Origin of the sequence: Pseudoalteromonas sp. M8, assembly GCF_018141365.1 — a bacterium.
Taxonomy (GTDB): Bacteria; Pseudomonadota; Gammaproteobacteria; order Enterobacterales; family Alteromonadaceae; genus Pseudoalteromonas.
In genome coordinates this window covers 907,036-925,265 of the sequence record NZ_CP047239.1, presented here as the reverse complement: position 1 = coordinate 925,265, position 18,230 = coordinate 907,036, and the positions used below count along the sequence as shown (strand labels likewise).

20 protein-coding genes are annotated in these 18,230 nt (G+C 43.5%); 15 read left to right on the top strand and 5 right to left on the bottom strand.

Annotation, left to right across the window (positions count from 1 at the left end; genetic code table 11):
* The first annotated feature begins 33 nt into the window (after positions 1-33).
* The 5 genes from GSF13_RS03730 to GSF13_RS03710 all read left to right on the top strand — a co-directional run bounded on the left by GSF13_RS03730 (position 34) and on the right by GSF13_RS03710 (position 4,603).
* Positions 34-1,572, top strand: a complete 1,539-nt coding sequence (locus GSF13_RS03730; protein WP_211865221.1) for an IS1182 family transposase — start codon at positions 34-36, stop codon at positions 1,570-1,572.
* 208 nt (positions 1,573-1,780) lie between these two features.
* Positions 1,781-2,047 carry a hypothetical protein gene (locus GSF13_RS03725; RefSeq protein ID WP_211865219.1) on the top strand — a complete coding sequence of 89 codons (267 nt, stop codon included), beginning with the start codon at positions 1,781-1,783 and terminating at the stop codon, positions 2,045-2,047.
* A 169-nt stretch (positions 2,048-2,216) separates the two neighbouring features.
* Entirely contained in the window at positions 2,217-3,509 is a 1,293-nt protein-coding gene (locus GSF13_RS03720) for an AAA family ATPase (protein WP_017216662.1), read from the top strand.
* A 20-nt stretch (positions 3,510-3,529) separates the two neighbouring features.
* On the top strand, positions 3,530-4,036 hold the full coding sequence (locus GSF13_RS03715; protein WP_211865217.1) for a hypothetical protein: 507 nt from the start codon (positions 3,530-3,532) through the stop codon (positions 4,034-4,036).
* A gap of 84 nt (positions 4,037-4,120) precedes the next feature.
* On the top strand, positions 4,121-4,603 hold the full coding sequence (locus GSF13_RS03710; protein WP_211865215.1) for a hypothetical protein: 483 nt from the start codon (positions 4,121-4,123) through the stop codon (positions 4,601-4,603).
* Between the two features lie 178 nt (positions 4,604-4,781).
* Here the strand turns inward: GSF13_RS03710 and GSF13_RS03705 are convergent, their stop codons facing one another.
* The gene (locus GSF13_RS03705; RefSeq protein WP_226899045.1) at positions 4,782-5,099 is read right to left on the bottom strand and encodes a RidA family protein; all 318 of its coding nucleotides are present in this window, start codon (positions 5,097-5,099) and stop codon (positions 4,782-4,784) included.
* Between the two features lie 174 nt (positions 5,100-5,273).
* Between GSF13_RS03705 and GSF13_RS24880 the strand changes: the two genes are divergently transcribed.
* Positions 5,274-6,368, top strand: a complete 1,095-nt coding sequence (locus GSF13_RS24880) for a methyl-accepting chemotaxis protein (RefSeq protein ID WP_052258321.1) — start codon at positions 5,274-5,276, stop codon at positions 6,366-6,368.
* An 8-nt stretch (positions 6,369-6,376) separates the two neighbouring features.
* On the opposite strand, the gene GSF13_RS03695 is transcribed toward GSF13_RS24880, so the two are convergent.
* Positions 6,377-7,102: a transporter substrate-binding domain-containing protein gene (locus GSF13_RS03695; protein WP_211865213.1), complete on the bottom strand. Its 726-nt coding sequence runs from the start codon at positions 7,100-7,102 to the stop codon at positions 6,377-6,379.
* Positions 7,103-7,121: 19 nt separating this feature from the next.
* Positions 7,122-7,862, bottom strand: coding sequence for a transporter substrate-binding domain-containing protein (locus GSF13_RS03690; protein WP_249122630.1), 741 nt, complete (start codon positions 7,860-7,862; stop codon positions 7,122-7,124).
* A gap of 246 nt (positions 7,863-8,108) precedes the next feature.
* Here GSF13_RS03690 and GSF13_RS03685 point away from each other — a divergent pair, with 246 nt between their 5' ends.
* The 9 genes from GSF13_RS03685 to GSF13_RS03650 all read left to right on the top strand — a co-directional run bounded on the left by GSF13_RS03685 (position 8,109) and on the right by GSF13_RS03650 (position 16,532).
* Positions 8,109-8,783: a GntR family transcriptional regulator gene (locus GSF13_RS03685; protein WP_174169697.1), complete on the top strand. Its 675-nt coding sequence runs from the start codon at positions 8,109-8,111 to the stop codon at positions 8,781-8,783.
* Between the two features lie 14 nt (positions 8,784-8,797).
* Positions 8,798-9,676, top strand: a complete 879-nt coding sequence (prpB, locus tag GSF13_RS03680) for a methylisocitrate lyase (protein WP_010603812.1) — start codon at positions 8,798-8,800, stop codon at positions 9,674-9,676.
* Positions 9,677-9,754: 78 nt separating this feature from the next.
* Positions 9,755-10,876, top strand: a complete 1,122-nt coding sequence (gene prpC, locus GSF13_RS03675) for a 2-methylcitrate synthase (protein WP_017217742.1) — start codon at positions 9,755-9,757, stop codon at positions 10,874-10,876.
* A 74-nt stretch (positions 10,877-10,950) separates the two neighbouring features.
* Positions 10,951-13,545 (top strand): Fe/S-dependent 2-methylisocitrate dehydratase AcnD, encoded by a 2,595-nt coding sequence (gene acnD, locus GSF13_RS03670; RefSeq protein WP_211865211.1) that lies wholly within the window; start codon positions 10,951-10,953, stop codon positions 13,543-13,545.
* 2 nt (positions 13,546-13,547) lie between these two features.
* A complete protein-coding gene (prpF, locus tag GSF13_RS03665; protein WP_211865209.1) occupies positions 13,548-14,723 on the top strand; it encodes a 2-methylaconitate cis-trans isomerase PrpF in 1,176 nt (391 codons plus the stop codon).
* Positions 14,724-14,871: 148 nt separating this feature from the next.
* Positions 14,872-15,288, top strand: coding sequence for a LysE family translocator (locus GSF13_RS03660; protein ID WP_249122629.1), 417 nt, complete (start codon positions 14,872-14,874; stop codon positions 15,286-15,288).
* Positions 15,267-15,470, top strand: coding sequence for a hypothetical protein (locus GSF13_RS24555; protein ID WP_249122628.1), 204 nt, complete (start codon positions 15,267-15,269; stop codon positions 15,468-15,470). The genes GSF13_RS03660 and GSF13_RS24555 overlap by 22 nt, the downstream gene beginning before the upstream one ends.
* Before the next feature lie 84 nt (positions 15,471-15,554).
* A complete protein-coding gene (locus GSF13_RS03655) occupies positions 15,555-16,160 on the top strand; it encodes a GNAT family protein (RefSeq protein WP_010603808.1) in 606 nt (201 codons plus the stop codon).
* 24 nt (positions 16,161-16,184) lie between these two features.
* The gene (locus GSF13_RS03650) at positions 16,185-16,532 is read left to right on the top strand and encodes a 2OG-Fe(II) oxygenase (RefSeq protein WP_010603807.1); all 348 of its coding nucleotides are present in this window, start codon (positions 16,185-16,187) and stop codon (positions 16,530-16,532) included.
* Positions 16,533-16,537: 5 nt separating this feature from the next.
* Here the strand turns inward: GSF13_RS03650 and GSF13_RS24550 are convergent, their stop codons facing one another.
* Positions 16,538-16,867, bottom strand: a complete 330-nt coding sequence (locus GSF13_RS24550; protein ID WP_249122627.1) for an ATP-binding protein — start codon at positions 16,865-16,867, stop codon at positions 16,538-16,540.
* Positions 16,840-18,138 (bottom strand): sensor histidine kinase, encoded by a 1,299-nt coding sequence (locus GSF13_RS03645; RefSeq protein ID WP_249122626.1) that lies wholly within the window; start codon positions 18,136-18,138, stop codon positions 16,840-16,842. The genes GSF13_RS24550 and GSF13_RS03645 overlap by 28 nt, the downstream gene beginning before the upstream one ends.
* Between the last annotated feature and the right edge of the window lie 92 nt (positions 18,139-18,230).

Genomic DNA, 18,230 nt, shown 5'->3' with positions numbered 1-18,230 from the left:
CTAATAGATATTATTCACCCACGGTAAACTGTTATGGCCAACTACAAGCCTGACTTATCCTGCCAAAATAAATTCATTTCTATCAATTTCGCTGAGCAAATTTTGCCTGGTACATTTGAATATGCCCTTTGTTATATTGTCGAAAATAAACTCGACTTGTCGAGCTTTGACGCGTGGTATAACAATGATAAATCGGGCGCTGCGGCGTATCCGCCCACGGTGATGTTAAAGATAATTTTACTTGGTTATGCTCATGGATTAATTAGTAGCCGCCGAATAGCCAAGGCTTGTGAGAACAATATTCTGTTCATGAGTGTGTCAGGGGATCTTCAGCCGCATTACACATCAATAGCAAGTTTCGTGGCCAAAATGCATGAGCAGATTGAACCGCTATTTACGCAAGTGCTGATGATATGTGATGAAGAAGGCTTGATAGGCCGCAACATGTTTGCCATTGATGGCTGCAAGTTAAAGTCGAATGCGAGCAAGGAGTGGAGCGGTACACTCGATGAGCTAGGCCGTAGAAAAGCCAAATTAGAACGCGCAAGCAAACGCATAATTGAGCGCCATCAAGCGCAAGATGGCTTAAGTGAAGAGCTGGTCACTCAAGACTTAAAGCAAAAAGAAAAGCTAGATAAAAGTGCAGATAAAATCACCGCGTTCTTAGCTACTCACGAAGAGAAAACAGGCAGTAAAGGTAAGCCGGTTAAAAGTAATATTACCGACCCAGATAGCGCGAAAATGACCACGTCAAAAGGCACAATTCAAGGCTATAACGGGATAGCGATAAACGATGATAAACATCAAATTATACTACAAGCACAGGCATGGGGCTCGGTGGGCGAGCAACAAACACTGCAGCCAGCCGTTGAGCAATTAAAACGACAACTTGAAAAACTGAACAGTGATAAATTCTCTAACAAACAGGCCATTAAATTTACCGCAGACAGTGGATTTAATAGTGAAGCGAACCTTGAATTCATGGCGCAAAGTGGCTTTGATACTTACATAGCTGATAACCAATTTAGAAAACGCAACCCACTGTTTAAAGAGAGCGAAACCTACGAAACAGAGCAAGAAAAGCGCCGATTAAAACGCAGTAAAGGCAAGCCACGCTTATTTACCTCAGACGACTTCCATTATGATGAAGCAACACAAACCTGCCGCTGCCCCGCAGGGAACGAGATGTGGCGAAGCGGTATCAATGTAAAAAGCTACAACCAAGAATACACGCGATTCTGTGGTTACTTAAAAGATTGCAAAGTATGTCCACTACAACAGCAGTGCATGCGAAAGCCACCGATAAAAACAGGCCGACAAGTACAGTTTAAAAATGATGAATCACGTAAAAAACTCAGCTATATCGACAAAATGAAGGTTAAAATAGACAGCCCAATGGGGCGACGGCATTACAGCAAACGACTCGGCTGTATAGAGCCCGTGTTCGGCAATATTATGGTAAACAAAGGAATGAATAAACTGACTTTACGGGGTCAAACGAAAGTGAATGCTCAGTGGCAGCTGTATTGCCTTGTTCATAACATAGAAAAGCTGCAAAACACGATGCACTAATTAGAGTAAGCCCTTATCACCTCAAATAAGCCAATCAAACACCTGCAATACCTTCCAAAACGCCAATTAAAGCAACAGCAACCCCTCTTTTTATATTTTACGTAAAATCGAAGTAACTAATTGAATCAAAATGGGAACTCGGCTATGGTTAATGCATCAATAAAAATAAATTAAAACGAGTTATTCTACAGGCTCGTTAACTGTCTCTATGAAATTAGATCAAACTAAAGAATTAATACACGGAACAATTGATGAGTCAGAGCCTTACGAGGCTTTGGTTCATATATTGGAGTCGGTGATAGAGCTGGTGAAAATTCCAGATAATGACTTTTGTTGGTCTTATTGGGAAGATTCAGATCAGGCAGCCAAAGAAATTACAAAATTATTGAAAATGGCAAAGTCGTATAAATTACCAGAGCGAGTTGAGGTTAGTGTTCTGTTTGCGCCAACTGGCCCCCTACAAGAGGTCAGTTGAAGTAGTGGGTGGGCAGAGCCATTTCTTAAAGTGGCTGAGAAATACGATCAAGTAGAGAAACTATTGTGGCCAAACAGTTAACAAGGCCAAGCAGCATCGCCCCTTCGGGGCTGGACCTCGCTACGCTCGGCCGCTGTTGGTGGCGTTAACTCTCTTAAAGGAGTAAGAATTGAAATTAATTTATTTGGATAACTATCGTGGGTTTAGCAATGAATTTATTCCGCTAAATTCAGTAAATTTCTTAGTTGGTGAGAACAGTACTGGAAAAACATCATTTTTATCTTCTTTAAAAGTGCTTGGCTCTCCTCGCTTTTGGTTTAGGCCTTCTTTTGATGACCCAGATCTTCACTTTTCATCGTTTTCTGAAATTGTTAGCAAGAAGTCTCTGAATAAAAAATATTTCACTGTTGGGTTTTATGATTCAAAGAGTGATAGTGAAGACGAAAAGGCAAATCTTAGGCTTATAACGTTTAAAAATGAAGAAGGTATCCCTGCAGTCTATAAATATAGTTTTTTAAGCCCAATCGGGCTTATATCAACGATTATTTCAGATAGCTCTCTGCGCTATAAAGTACAGGATATTGATGAGAATGACGTTGAATCATTGATTGATTATTGTATGGAAGAACATTTAGAAAGCCGACCAAAAGGATATAAGAAATTTTCAAAAGAAGGGTTTCCTAGACAGCTTTTCTTTGCAAATGCTTATCAATTTATAGTTGCCGATATGGCAGGAAAGGACTTACTGAAAGACAAGAAGAAGATCAGTTTCGAAATTGAAGTGAATGCACCTGAATGTCGTTGGATAGCTCCTATTAGAGCAAAGCCCGAGAAAATCTATACAAGCCAATCATCAGATTACTCTGCAGAAGGCAGTCATATCCCTGTAATTTTAAACAAAATACTAGGTAAAACTACCGAAAAGAATGACTCTAAAATGTTAAAAGCTATAAATGAGTTCGGTAAGAATAGCGGACTTTTTGATGCTGTTCGTGTGAAGCGATTTGGTAAAGAGGCGTCCTCACCATTCCAAGTGAATGTTGACTTGGGAGGTAGCGAGCTTCTAGTTTCTAATGTTGGTTATGGTGTTTCACAGGTATTGCCAATTGTTCTTGAGTCTCGCAGGAGAGCTGGGGCTAGCTACATTTCGATACAACAGCCGGAAGTTCACTTACATCCCAAAGCCCAAGCATCACTTGGAGATTTTATCTATGAATCGAAAAAGCTGACAGGCAACAATTTCGTTATTGAAACGCACAGTGATTACCTAATTGATCGATTTAGGTTGCGCACAAATAAAGAAGAATGCTTGGATGCTCAGGTACTGTTCTTCTCAAGAGGTGAGTCAGGCAATAAAGTATACAGTATTAAAATAAATCCAGATGGCAGCTACCCCGATGATCAGCCAAGTCAATTTAGAGAGTTTTTCCTAAATGAAGAGCTAGAGTTGATGAGGTTGTAAATATGTGTTTGGTTATTGATATGAATACTATTCCAACAGTATTTAACCCTGATTTGGATAATCATGAAAAATATAAGCCAGTTCTTGATTGGGTTATAAGTGGTAAAGGTAAAATGGTATGTGGTGGCTCTAAGTACTGGGAAGAATTCAAGCTAATAGGTAAATATATTCGTTTTTTTAATCAACTAAATAAAGCAGGAAAGGTTGTTAAGGTTGATGATGAAGCTGTTGATAAAAAAATGGAAGAATTAATGGGGCTTTGCAACGATGCTGACTTTGATGACCCCCATATAGTGGCACTTTTGATTGTCTCTGGCTGCAAAGTTATAAGTAGCGAAGATGCCCGCTCTTACCCTTACATAAAAAGAAAGGAGTGGTATCCAAAAGGACGGGATGTTCCTAAAATATATAAATCCTCATCCTTTAATAGTGCCTCATCGATTTTATGTGATGGGAATTTAGCTGATGTATGCTTGCCCTGTTTAAAGCTAAAAAAATCTGTTGCAGGTGACTTAATGCCGAGTTAACAAGTCAAAGCACTCGGACGCAGCAAAGCTGCGCCGGTGTTTGAAGCGTTATGGCGCAGGGCAAAATTCAGCTAAGGGAATTAGATGAGTAATAAAGTGAAAGTAGCCTTGAAATGGCTCAAAGAACTCTTGGATTCTGAGGGTGTTGAGTATCAAATTGTCGGTGGGCTAGCTGCAACGATTCATGGTGGCAGTCGTGAAATCGCTGATATAGACCTTTATATCCACAACTCCGACGCAAATAAGGTCTTAGCTCGCGTATCGCAGTTCATATCTAAACCGTTAAGTCATTATGCAGAGTACGGTTGGGATCTAGAGTATTTCCAGTTGGTTTACCAAAATCAGAAAATTGAAATCGGTTTATCTCAAAATACGAAGATACAGTCGGCTCTAGATGGCTCTTGGCATGAGCTTGAAATCCACTTTTCAGAGTCAGTGGTAAAATACTATCAAGACATCGAACTGCCAGTTATTCCAGTACATCATCTCGTAGAGTATAAGCGAATATTGGGTAGGGAAATTGACCTAATTGACATACAAGAACTAGCTTTGAGTTCAGCGCCATAACAATAAACCAAAGACACCCACTGTTGTGGTTCAATAAATCCGGACACTACTTTAGGTGGTATCATTACCACCTGACACTGCTGCGTCAAATACGGCTGTCAAATTTGATCAATATCTAAAAACCAAATCTGACAGATTAACAGTCAGCCTTGTTTAAACTAGGCTTATATTTTTTAGACTAGATTTCTGCAGCAACCACCGAAATCTCAACAAGCAATGCATCACGAGCCATGCTCGCTTCTACACAAGCGCGAGCTGGTGCATAACCTTCAGGCACCCATGCATCCCACACTTCGTTCATTTCTGCAAAATACTTCATGTCTTTAATATAAATTGTCGCAGAAAGAATGTGTTTGCGGTCGCTGCCTGCTTGAATAAGTAGCTCATCAACTTTCTCAAGCATGGTTTCAGTTTGTTCCTTAATTCCTTGCTCTGCGTCTTTACACACTTGGCCACATAAATAAATAGTACCATTATGTTTTACAATACGGCTCATTCGTTGTTTGGTGTCAATTCGTTCAATCACTGTTTTTCCTCTCTAATCGTTACTGTAATCAGCAGGTTTAATAGCGAAATTTTATCCCTTTTCAAAGATATGGGCTACTCTTTACACTAGTAAACCAGTTTCACTAAACCATTCTCTTTTGCTCTTTTTTTGTAGGAGTGTTTGATGTTTTTCAAAAAGGATAACGTAACACAGCTGCTGGCAGAACTGGATTCTGTTAAAAATGATAATACATTACTTCAAGTACGCTTGGATGATGTTGAACGAAGATTACATACTGCCTATGAAGAAGCTGCAGAGGTGGCAAAAGCCGTTGAAATTGAGCGAACTATAGTACAAAACTTCTTTTTATCTTTAGAAATGCTTGATGCTGTGAGGCACGATGTGGCTACTTCAGCTGATCTACTGAAAGGTGAGGAAACGAGGTTAACGGGTAGTTTAAAAGATTTTCAGGGGATCAGTGAAGGGCTAACAAATTGTGTTCAAGTCTTGTGCGGCTTAACAGAACAATCTACACGTTTAAACACGTCATTTGAGCAATTATCGCAGTCAGCATCAGAAATTAATTCATTTGTTTCACAAGTACAGAGTATTGCTGAGCAAACCAACCTACTGGCTTTAAATGCGGCAATTGAAGCAGCCAGAGCCGGTGAGCAGGGCCGAGGGTTTGCTGTAGTAGCAGACGAAGTACGAACACTTGCAGGTCGTTCATCAGAAGCGGCTGAGAAAATCTCTAGTTTAACTAACGTGACAACGCAGCACACTGATAATGCATTTGAACATGTTAAGCAAAGTACAGAAGAGACGCTGGTAGTATCTAATACAGCCTCAGAAATCAATGAATCCGTCGGATCTATGGCTTCAACCTCAAAAATGATGGCCGATGTAATTTCAGCAGCCAGCATGAGCACGTTTGTGCAAACGGTGAAGCTTGATCACTTAGTTTGGAAAGTAAACATTTACAAGGCGATTCGAGAAGGTAAGGAGGGGGATGAAAGCAAATTTGCCGATCATCATCAATGCCGCTTAGGTAAGTGGTATTACGAGGGAGAAGGTAAGGCTGATTTTTCTAATTACGGTGATTATAAACGTCTAGAATCACCTCATGCCAAAGTGCATGAATCGGGAATTAGCGCATTGCGAGCTAGTGCGCGAGGTGACAAAGAGACACTGATCTCTATGTTAGCAAATATGGAAAATGCCAGTATGGAGGTATTTGATTGTCTAAACGGTTTAGATAGTAAAATGAGAGCCCCATAAATGCTGTACTACAGCTCTAAAACGCGTCGGTAAGCTTCTGTTTTACTTATCTTAGTAAATGCACTACGTAGTTTCTCAACGATCGCTAACGGAAGCTGGTTGTTCGTTGCAAGGTAACCTTTTACTGAGAGTGCTTCCACATCGTATAAAAAGGTAAAGTGGTCGGCTGGAAGGTTAAGCTCCGAGGCCATGGTTTTGATATAACGCGGGTCATCAATCACTAAATCAACACGGTTTGTGACGAGTAATTCATATGACTTTTCGATGTCGCTGGTTTGAACAAAGTTAAACCCGAGTGCTTTAAGTGTGCCTTCTGCGATATCACCACGCTGAACCGCTATTTTGTATTGCCTGGCATCCTCAAGTGATTGAATTTTTATGTCCTCGCGATAGCGATTGGTAACAAAACCTAAATGAAATACAGCAACAGGACCAATCCAATGAAAGCTGTCTTCTCTCGCGGGGGTCTTTGCGATGCTATAAATTAAGGTATGTTTGTCATGCTGCGCTAATTTAAAAGCTCTAGCCCAAGGGTAAATAGAAAACTGTCCCTCGAGTTCAGCTGCTTTTAAAATCGCTTTGACCAGATCGGTACTTGAACCTGCAACTTGGTGGTTTTCTATGGTTTGATTGGGTGGAGAAAGTTCCGTAACAACCTGCAATTTAGCCCATAAGGGCAACGGGCTATTCAGCAAAATAAAAAGTAGTAGACGTCCAACAACAGCATTCGTCATTACTAAACAACTCCACACGTTAACGCGTTAATCTATATTTAGCATAGATGGATTTTATTTTTCCGTCATTAACCATTCGTCGCAAGGCGATATTTATTTCCGTTTGTAGCTCAGTTAGATGAGGCTGCAAGCGCATATGTACGGGTAATCGGCTTATTTCATAGCAAGACTGAAATTTGCGATACTTTGGTTGTTGTGAAATATAGTAGTCTGCTGTCACCGAGCCAATCATGATGTAGTCTAAACGCTCATGTTCAAGCTGTGCGAGCAGTTCTTTCTCCGATACATTTTCATAAACTACGATCTTGTCTTCGCCCAAGTGCGCTTCAAAATTATCGTAACGATATCCTCTTACTTTGCCGACCAATGCGCCGTAAAACTGCTCAGGCCTATGCTTGCCTACACAGCGAGATTGATACCCAAGCAGTACTTCGGTTGAGAAGGCATAGTCGATGCTGTAAATCCCCGGAACGTCTGCTTCGGCCCGCCATACTTTATTGATCCCAGGTTCAATATCTATTTTTCCTTGGTCGAAATAGCGCTGTCCTCTGGCGACAGAGAGCGGCATAAACTCAAATTGGTGTGAAGTCAGTTTTGCCAACTCTTGAAAAATGTCGACAAAAATACCTTTGGGTTTTCCCTGTTCTTCAAAATAGTAAGGAGGATTAGCACCGTGATAGACCAGTACGGTATAGGTGTTCGCCTGCGCTAAGCCGCTTATTAGCAGCAGGGAAAGTATTACTATTTGAAAACACCGCATAGTAATCTTCAGGCTAAAGTAAAGGTATCTTCATAATATGCATGATTTTTGAGCGATGCAATTAATCCTTACCTGATACCGTATCGAGATAAATACATCAGACTGATTATTTATCACAAGCTATAAATATGGTGAATACTGCTTATATTTAAAATTGTCGACAATTTGCGGCGAGGCTGGTTGACGTGCGCGTCAACCAGCACTATATTGTCTACAACTTAAATTACTAAGACTGGCTAACTAATGATGAGCTTTTTTGACGAGCAAGCGGTTACTTCTTCTGATAAAGCATTCTTTCGTATGCGTAAGGAAATTGTAGAAGGGGAAATAGCGGCAGGTTCTAAGCTCAGCGAAATGGAATTGTCGACAAAGTATGAGGTCAGCAGAGCGGTTGTTCGCGAGGCAATTAATCGCTTGGAGTCATGTCATTTAGTTGAACGTAAAGCCAATGTAGGGGCGCGGGTTGTTACTCTCACACCGGAAGGGTTAATGGAGCTTTATCAGATCCGTGAAGCACTAGAAGGGATGGCGGCAAGGCTTGCAGCGCAGCACATGACTGACAGTGAAATTCAAGACTTAGAAGGTTTGTTGTCGAGTCAATTCGATGAAGTCAAAAACCAACATTCTTATTATCAAGAAGCGGGCGATCTTGATTTTCATTACCGCATTATTCTTGGCAGTAAAAATGCGAGCCTTATCTCAATGCTAGTCAATGGACTGTATCACTTGGTACGTATGTATCGCGTGCAGTTAGGGATGGCCGGCCCCCGCGTCACTACGGCATTTGACGAGCATAAACATATCGTCCGTGCGATCAGTAATCGCGACCCAGAACTGGCAGAAATACTGATGCGTCGACATATTCAATATTCTAAAAATAATATCGCAACCAAGTTAGCAAGCAATCAATCACACTTTTAAGAGAGAGCATCATCATGAGCGCAGGAAAAAAATTTCGTGAAGCATTAAAAGCCAATAAACCGCTTCAAATCGTCGGCACTATCAACGCATATAGCGCTATGATGGCAAAGAAAATCGGCCATCAAGCTATCTATCTTTCTGGTGGTGGCGTCGCTAATGCATCTTATGGTTTACCTGACTTAGGAATGACATCTCTAAATGATGTAATTGCAGATGTAAGTCGCATTACCTCGGCTTGTGATCTACCTTTAATGGTCGACATTGATACTGGATGGGGCGGCGCATTCAATATTGCAAAAACCATCCGAGATATGGAAAAAGCAGGTGCAGCTGCGGTACATATGGAAGATCAAGTAGCGCAAAAGCGTTGTGGTCACCGTCCAAATAAAGAAATCGTGTCGACAGAAGAAATGGTTGACCGTATTAAAGCAGCAGTTGATGCGCGCACCGATCCTGACTTTTTCATTATGGCAAGAACAGATTCGTTTGCACAAGAAGGGCTAGAAGCGGCAATTGAGCGTGCAAAAGCTTATGTCGCGGCAGGCGCTGATGGCATTTTTGCAGAAGCGGTACAAACTGAAGAACACTATCGCGCATTCAGCGAAGCACTTGATGTGCCCATCCTAGCGAATATCACTGAGTTTGGTAAGACAGAACTTTGGAACAAAGCTGAGCTGGGTGAGTGGGGCGTAGATATGGTGCTTTACCCACTGAGTGCGTTCAGAGCGATGAACAAAGCGGCGGAGCTGGTATATCAGTCTATTTTAGAAAATGGGGACCAGAAAGCGGTACTCGATACCATGCAAACCCGAATGGATTTGTATGATTACCTTGGCTATCACGATTATGAGCAAAAGCTCGATGCATTATTCGCCGAAGGTAAAAATAAGTAAAAAATTAAAGCTGTTGAGGGTTGCTCAGCAGCACAAAATATCAATACCCAGCAGGTAAAAAATTCAGGAGACAATAATATGGCTAAAGTACTAAGTGGCGCGGGCCTTCGTGGTCAAGTAGCAGGAAAAACAGCACTATCAACGGTAGGTAAGTCGGGCTCAGGTTTGACTTATCGTGGCTACGATGTAAAGGATCTAGCTGAAAATTGTCAGTTTGAAGAGGTGGCTCACCTTATCCTTAAAGGTAACTTACCAAATCAAGCTGAACTGGACGCTTATAAAAGCGAACTAAAAGCAATGCGCGGTTTGCCGCAGGCGTTAAAAGAAGTATTAGAACGTATTCCTGCTGATGCACACCCAATGGACGTATTACGCACGGGTTGTTCAATGCTTGGCAACCTTGAAGGTGAAGCAAGCTTTGATGAGCAAGGTAAAGTAACTGACCGCATGCTAGCAAGTTTCCCTAGCATTATTTGTTATTGGTATCGCTTTAGCCATGATGGCGTTCGTATCGATGTAGAGACGGATGACGACTCAATCGGTGCACATTTCTTACACTTATTGCACGGCGAAAAACCAAGTGAGCTACATGAGCGTGTGATGCATGTATCACTTATCCTTTATGCAGAGCATGAGTTTAACGCATCAACCTTTACAGCGCGTGTTTGTGCGTCAACGCTTTCTGATATGCATTCATGTATTACTGGTGCGATTGGCTCTCTACGTGGCCCACTTCATGGTGGTGCAAACGAAGCGGCAATGGAAATGATTGAGCGCTTTGAATCTGCGGATCACGCAGAACAAGAAATGATGGGTATGCTTGAGCGTAAAGAAAAGATCATGGGCTTTGGTCACGCTATTTATTCAGAATGTGACCCTCGTAACGAAATCATCAAACGTTGGTCTGAAAAACTAGCGGCAGATGTGGGTGATACGGTACTTTACCCTGTGTCTGTACGCTGTGAAGAAGTCATGTGGCGCGAGAAAAAACTATTCTGTAATGCCGATTTCTTCCATGCATCAGCTTATAACTTCATGAAGATCCCGACTAAATTGTTCACACCAATCTTTGTTATGTCACGCTTAACAGGTTGGGCTGCACACGTTATGGAGCAGCGCGCAGATAACCGTATCATTCGTCCATCGGCGGAATATACTGGCGAGGAGCTACGCCCAGTTCCAGCCATATCTGAGCGTTAATCGAACACTGTTCGAATCTATTCTGGCGGTCGCCATGGCCGCCTGTTCTCCGTCACCGATTGTTGGAAGTTGTTATGAATACTCAATTCCGTAAACGTTTACCTGATTCTGAGCTTTGCTATTACGATACAAAAGAAGCGGTAGAAGCCATCAAACCAGGTAGCTACGAGACTTTACCTTACACCTCACGCGTCCTTGCTGAAAACTTAGTACGCCGCGCTGAGCCTGAAAAACTCAATGATTATCTTGAACAAATTATCGAGCGTCGTCGCGATTTGGACTTTCCGTGGTTTCCAGCTCGTGTGGTTTGCCATGATATTTTGGGTCAAACTGCGCTAGTCGACCTTGCGGGTTTGCGTGATGCTATCGCTGAAAAAGGCGGCGATCCGGCTAAAGTCAATCCAGTCGTACCGACTCAACTGATTGTGGATCACAGCTTGGCTGTAGAGCACGCCGGTTATGAAGAAGATGCATTTGAGAAAAACCGCGCGATTGAAGACCGTCGAAATGACGACCGTTTTCATTTTATCAACTGGACCAAAACGGCATTTAAAAACGTTGATGTGATCCCGCCAGGCAACGGTATTTTGCACCAAATCAACTTAGAAAAAATGTCGCCAGTTATTCAAGCGCGCGACGGTGTTGCCTTCCCTGATACGCTTGTTGGCACCGACAGCCACACGCCACACGTTGATGCACTTGGTGTTATTGCCGTTGGTGTGGGTGGCCTTGAAGCAGAAAGCGTGATGCTTGGCCGTGCTTCCTACATGCGATTGCCGGATATTGTTGGGGTTGAAATCATTGGCAAACGCCAACCGGGGATCACCGCAACAGATATCGTACTGGCGATCACTGAGTTTTTACGTAAAGAGCGCGTCGTTTCTAGCTACTTAGAGTTCTTTGGTGAAGGTACGCAAGACCTTAATTTAGGTGACCGTGCGACAATTTCAAACATGACACCAGAGTATGGCGCAACCGCGGCCATGTTCTACATCGATGAGCAAACCATTGATTATTTGAAGCTCACAGGCCGTGATGACGAGCAGATCAAGCTGGTGGAAAAATACGCTAAGCTAACAGGACTTTGGGCTGATTCCCTAGAAAACGTGCAGTACGAGCGTGTACTTAAGTTTGATTTGTCGACGGTGACGCGTAATATTGCCGGTCCTTCAAATCCGCATCGCCGCGTTGCAACTAACGACCTTGCTAATCAAGGTATCGTTAAAGAGATTGAAGCGCCAAAAGATGGCTTGATGCCAGATGGCGCGGTGATCATCGCTGCTATCACCAGCTGTACAAATACCAGTAACCCACGCAACGTAGTTGCCGCAGGCTTGCTAGCACGTAATGCCAATAAATTAGGCCTTGCTCGTAAACCTTGGGTGAAAACGTCTTTTGCACCGGGGTCAAAAGCGGTACGTTCTTATATGGAAGAGGCAAAGCTTCTACCTGAGCTTGAGCAGCTCGGTTTTGGTGTCGTTGCTTTCGCTTGTACGACTTGTAATGGCATGAGTGGTGCACTTGATCCGAAAATTCAACAAGAAGTGATTGACCGTGATTTATATTCAACGGCAGTGTTATCGGGTAACCGTAACTTTGACGGTCGAATTCACCCTTATGCAAAACAAGCCTTCTTAGCTTCACCACCGTTGGTTGTGGCTTATGCAATTGCAGGCACCGTGCGCTTTGATATTGAAAATGGTGTTTTAGGTCGCGACCAAGAGGGCAATCCGGTCACGCTTAAAGATATCTGGCCAAGCGATGAAGAAATCGATGCGGTGATCAAAGAAAGCGTAAAACCAGAGCAGTTCCGCGCCGTTTATGAGCCAATGTTTGACCTCACGGTAGACTATGGTGAAGACAACGACCCACTTTATCAGTGGCGTCCAACGAGTACCTATATTCGTCGCCCTCCTTATTGGGAAGGGGCACTCGCGAGTGAGCGCACCATGAAAGGCATGCGTCCATTAGCGATTTTAGGGGACAACATCACGACTGACCATTTATCGCCATCGAATGCGATTTTGGCAAGTAGTGCGGCGGGTGAATATCTGGCCAAAATGGGTTTACCTGAAGAAGATTTCAACTCATACGCCACACACCGAGGTGATCACTTAACGGCGCAGCGTGCGACATTCGCCAACCCCAAACTGTTAAACGAAATGGTGGTAGAAAACGGTGAAGTAGTACAAGGTTCACTGGCGCGTGTTGAGCCTGAAGGCAAAGTCACCAGAATGTGGGAAGCCATCGAAACCTATATGGAGCGTAAACAGCCGCTGATCATCGTTGCAGGCGCAGATTACGGCCAAGGTTCGTCTCGTGACTGGGCTGCAAAAGGTGTGCGTTTAGCTGGCGTTGAGGTTATCGCCGCAGAAGGGTTTGAGCGTATTCACCGTACCAACTTAATCGGTATGGGTGTACTACCACTTGAGTTTAAAGCGGGCACGACCCGTAAAACGCTTGAGCTCGATGGTACAGAAACCTATGACGTTGAGGGTGAACCGGCACCAGGTGCTACATTAACTCTCGTGATTAACCGTCAAAGTGGTGAGCGTCTAGAGGTGCCTGTGACTTGTCGATTAGATACCTTTGAAGAAGTGTCTATTTACTCTGCAGGTGGTGTACTGCAGCGCTTTGCTCAAGACTTCCTCGAAGCGGAAGGCGTATAACCATGAGTCAATTTCAGCCGCAAATTAAAATTCCTGCCACTTATATGCGTGGCGGCACCTCTAAAGGGGTGTTCTTTAATTTAACAGATTTACCCGAGTACGCGCAGCAACCGGGTGAAGCGCGAGATAACTTGTTGCTACGTGTGATTGGCAGCCCAGATCCTTATGGTAAACATACCGATGGCATGGGCGGTGCAACTTCTAGTACCAGCAAAACGGTGATCTTAAGTAAAAGCGACAAAGCCGACCATGACGTGAATTATCTTTTTGGTCAGGTTGCTATCGACAAACCATTTATTGATTGGAGCGGAAACTGTGGCAATTTAACTGCTGCGGTGGGGGCATTTGCAATCAGCAATGGCTTAGTCGACGCGAATAAAGTGCCAGAGAACGGCGTCGCCGTCGTTAAAATCTGGCAGGCGAATATTAGCAAAACCATAGTAGCGCATGTTCCAATCAGCAATGGAGAAGTGCAAGAGACGGGCGACTTTGAACTGGATGGCGTAACTTTCCCAGCAGCAGAAGTGGTGGTTGAGTTTATGGATCCAAGCGACCCAGATGTTGATATGTTTCCGTCGGGCAATCTCGTCGATACGTTAACTGTGCCTGATGAAGGCACCTTTGAAGTGACCATGATAAGTGCCGGGATCCCAACGCTTTTCTTCCGTGCTTCCGATTTAGGTTATGAAGGTACAGAGTTACAAGAAGTGATTAATGGAGACTCAGGTGCACTAGAGCGATTTGAAAAGATCCGTGCTTATGGCGCAGTTAAAATGGGTTTAATAGGTCATATTGACGAAGCGAAAGTTCGCCAACATACCCCAAAAATTGCCTTCGTTGCACCTGCTAAATCTTATGCAGCATCGAGCGGTAAAGCGGTGGAAGCCAATACCATCGACTTAAACGTTCGCGCCTTATCTATGGGTAAGTTGCACCATGCGATGATGGGAACTGCCGCAGTGGCGATAGCAACCGCGGCGGCAATTCCTGGCACCCTAGTTAACGAAGCCGCTGGTGGTGGTGATCTTAACTCCGTGACCTTTGGACATCCGTCAGGCACCTTAAAGGTTGGCGCTGAAGCACTGCAAGAGTCTGGTCGTTGGCAAGCTAAAAAAGCCGTCATGAGCCGCAGCGCTCGCGTGCTAATGGAAGGCCGAGTTCGCATCCCAGAGGCGTAGCTCCATACTAAATTAAAGGCTCTGTTCCCAAGAGCCTTATTCTCTACATAAGAAAACTCCCGAGTTGTTGCTTGGTCGTTAAAGTGTGCCTGTCATTCGGCTTTTTCTTTGATTTCCACCATGCAGACTTGAAATTCATAAGGACGATATGATGTTTGAAGCTTTACTTTCTGTGGCAATCACAACCGCGGTGTTGCTTGGCTCTCCCGGTCCAGCGCCACTTGCGCTGGCTGCAACGGGGGCGAGTCAAGGTGTTAAAAAAGGCTTCCCATTCTTAGCAGGTATTTTGGCAGGATTGCTTGTTGCGGTGATCTTTGCAGCCACTGGAATTGCAGGGTTACTGGTGAGTCAGCCTCAGGTGACGCTTGTACTCAAATGGCTTGCAGCCGCCTACTTAATTTATGTTGCCTACAAAATTGCAGCAAACAACGCGGCGCTTGGCAGTGCAGGTGCGCAGCTACCGAGCTTTAAAGATGGGTTTATTCTTAACCTCCTCAACCCAAAGCCTACGCGGCTTGTATCGCTATTTTTGCGACGGCTTCGGTGCCGGCAAGCTCAAACCTAGTTGCTACGCTACTTGCTGCGAGCGTGTGCTACGTGGTGGCGATAGTGGTCGACACAATGTGGCTGGTATTAGGTGGTGTGATTTTTAAAACACTGAATGGTGAGGCAGTACTCAAGCGGATCCGAGTTGGCTTTGCGTTGACTTTGATTGTGCTTGTTCTTTACGGGCTATTTGTCGTTTGAGGTTGATGGGAAGTCACAGGCATAGCTTTTAGACTTGAATAGATGTAATAATCTGAGTTATGCAACCGTCACTCAGAAAAGCCAATGATCGCCCCACCAGATGAAAACAACGTCCCCATAAGTGACATCCGTGTTGAATTTTCGGACTCGGCATTTGCTTTGAGAACGTTAAGAGCGGGTGAATATCAACGGTTGGAGCGTCTGTTTTCGCTTAGATATGGTGAAGAGTACGATGCCGAAGAGTTATTAAAGTTACGACAACAAAGAGTGCTAGTACCTTTTTTACAAGCAGCTGAAGATAAATCAAAGCACTGTATTTGTGTGCGGCAAACTCAAACGCGCGAAATGCTTGGCATGATCTTAATTACAGTCGATGACTCAGCGGCCAAAAAAGTGCTGGTAGAAGAGAGTTGGTTTATCCACGATACTCTGTTCGACAAGGTGTTTTGTTTATTCGTGACAGAGTATTTGAATACGCTAGGTTTCGCTTTGGTTGAATTTAGAGTCGACGAGCGTAATGATTTAGTACGCCGGTTGGTTGAGCAACTTGGTGCGTGTTTTGATGGCATATTACGTCGTGCAGGTGTTTATCGGAACGAGTGCTTCAACCAAGCTGTGTACTCTATTTCTCAGGAAGAGTGGCAGTGCGTTGTTCCTCTGTATTCTATTTACAAAGCATTGCCACAATAATAATGAAGCTTAAAGTGTGCATTTATGGAAAGTAAAGCAAAGTATTTTCGCTGGCAACTTGGCAGACAACAGTCCGGCTATCAAAAAATGTTACTAGCAACCGCGATGTGGCCGGTTAAGTTTGATATGTATTTACTGAAGTTTCCGACTGGATGCGAAGTACCACCGCACACCGATAAAGTCGTTTCAGGGAAGCATTTCAGGCTAAATATTGTTTTAAAGCGGGCGAAGTTAGGCGGTGAATTTAAGTGTAAAGATCCGCTCTATAGCAGCAGTCGCATCAAACTTTTTAGACCCGATAAATCAGAGCATTCTGTTTCAAAAGTAGAAGCGGGTACTCGAGTGTTGTTAAGTATCGGCTGGGTCCGTTAGCGCGACTAGCTCGGCAACTTGATAATGATGCATGTTCCGGAATTAGATTCTGTTTCACACTCAATTACGCCATTAAAATACTGAGTGACAATAGCGAGCGCAACACTTAGCCCTAAGCCCAGGCCTTTTTGTGTGCGATTACCGACAACAAAAGGATCAAATACTTTATCTTTGATTTCATGTGGAATACCGCCGCCATTGTCCGTGACTTTAATCGTATATCCAAGTTTTGAGGCTTGAGCCGATATAATCACACATGGGCTTTGCACTGAGTTATCAGCAAAGGCGTGGTAAAACGCATTTTCTATTACAGGTTGGAAAATCTGCTGTAACAATCTCTCTGGGCGGTGATAGCAAGTGCTTCGGGAATATCTAAAGTAATATCAATATGTGGGTGTTGATTGGCAAGCTCACTCACACAGTGTGCGATAAGCGGTTGTAAGTAAACTGGCTTTACTTCTCCTTCAAATCCAGTATTAGTGATAATTTTTAGCTTGTCGATAATACCGGTTATCCGCTCGGTACTATTGACGACGAGCTTGGCACAGCTTTCAATATTTTCTATCGAATGCAATAAAGCAGACTTAGCGATTTCATTTTTATTTACCCTTTGTCTTACTCCTTCTACAAGCAATAGTTGGTTACTGGAAGCGGTCATGGCGACGCCAATCGGCGTGTTAATCTCATGGGCAAGTCCTGGGATCAATCGCACCAGCGTTGCTGACTTTTCGGCGTTTATCAGGCGTTTTTGAGTCTCACTGAGTTCGCTGATCGCGTGATTAAGTGCTTTGTTTTTTTCTATTAACTCTTCAGTTTGGCTTTTTACCTCCGTATTTAGGTAATCAATAATACTTTTACGGATGGCCGAACGAGAGTTGTACAACGCGATGAGACTAAGTAATAGCAAGATAAAGCAAACAAACGCGGCACCATAATAGGATTTTACCTTTTTATTGCTGCTTGCAAGGAGTGAGCTGAAATCCCGCTCTCTGCGTTCTAAAAAGGCATTGATGTGCGTCATTATATGTACTTTACTTTGGAGGTAAGCCTCGCTGTACAAAATCTTGAGGGCCTGTTGATTTTTCCCTGCTACCACTAATTCAAAGGCTTCACGCTCAAGTGACACGAGTGCTTCACTTTTATCCTCTGCATTTCGCAACATAGTTAATTCATCCGTAGAAACTCCGTTTTCTAATAATAATGTCAGCAGCGCTTTTGGTGCTTCTTTTTCAAATGGCGCCTGATCCTCTTTGACCAGCAACATGTCCCAATAAACGCGGTGCAAATGCTTAGGGCGAGGGGAAGTGCCGTTACGGATCGTTAAGATCTCATCAAAAAATTGCTTAAACTTAGGGTTGCCTGTGGCGGCATAAGCCCGCGCCATCATGGTGAGTTGATCTGAGCTGAGTCTTAACTCTTGGGATAAACGAACAAGATTAAAATTTCTTTCTATTTCTTGCTCTTGCGCTTCTTTATTGACGAATGCTAAAAATGTGAACACCACAGAAAGAAAAAAAAGCAGCATGGAGAGCGCTGATATATGGTAGAAGTACTTAAAGCTAAACGACTGACTTGGGTGAAGTATGTTGCTTTGACTGGCTGCCATGTATTCAACGTTGTTAAGACTCGAATACACAAAGTATAGTTAACCTAAGCTCGGAATAACAATTTGTTCTCTGGCCGTTGTCATCCCTCGTT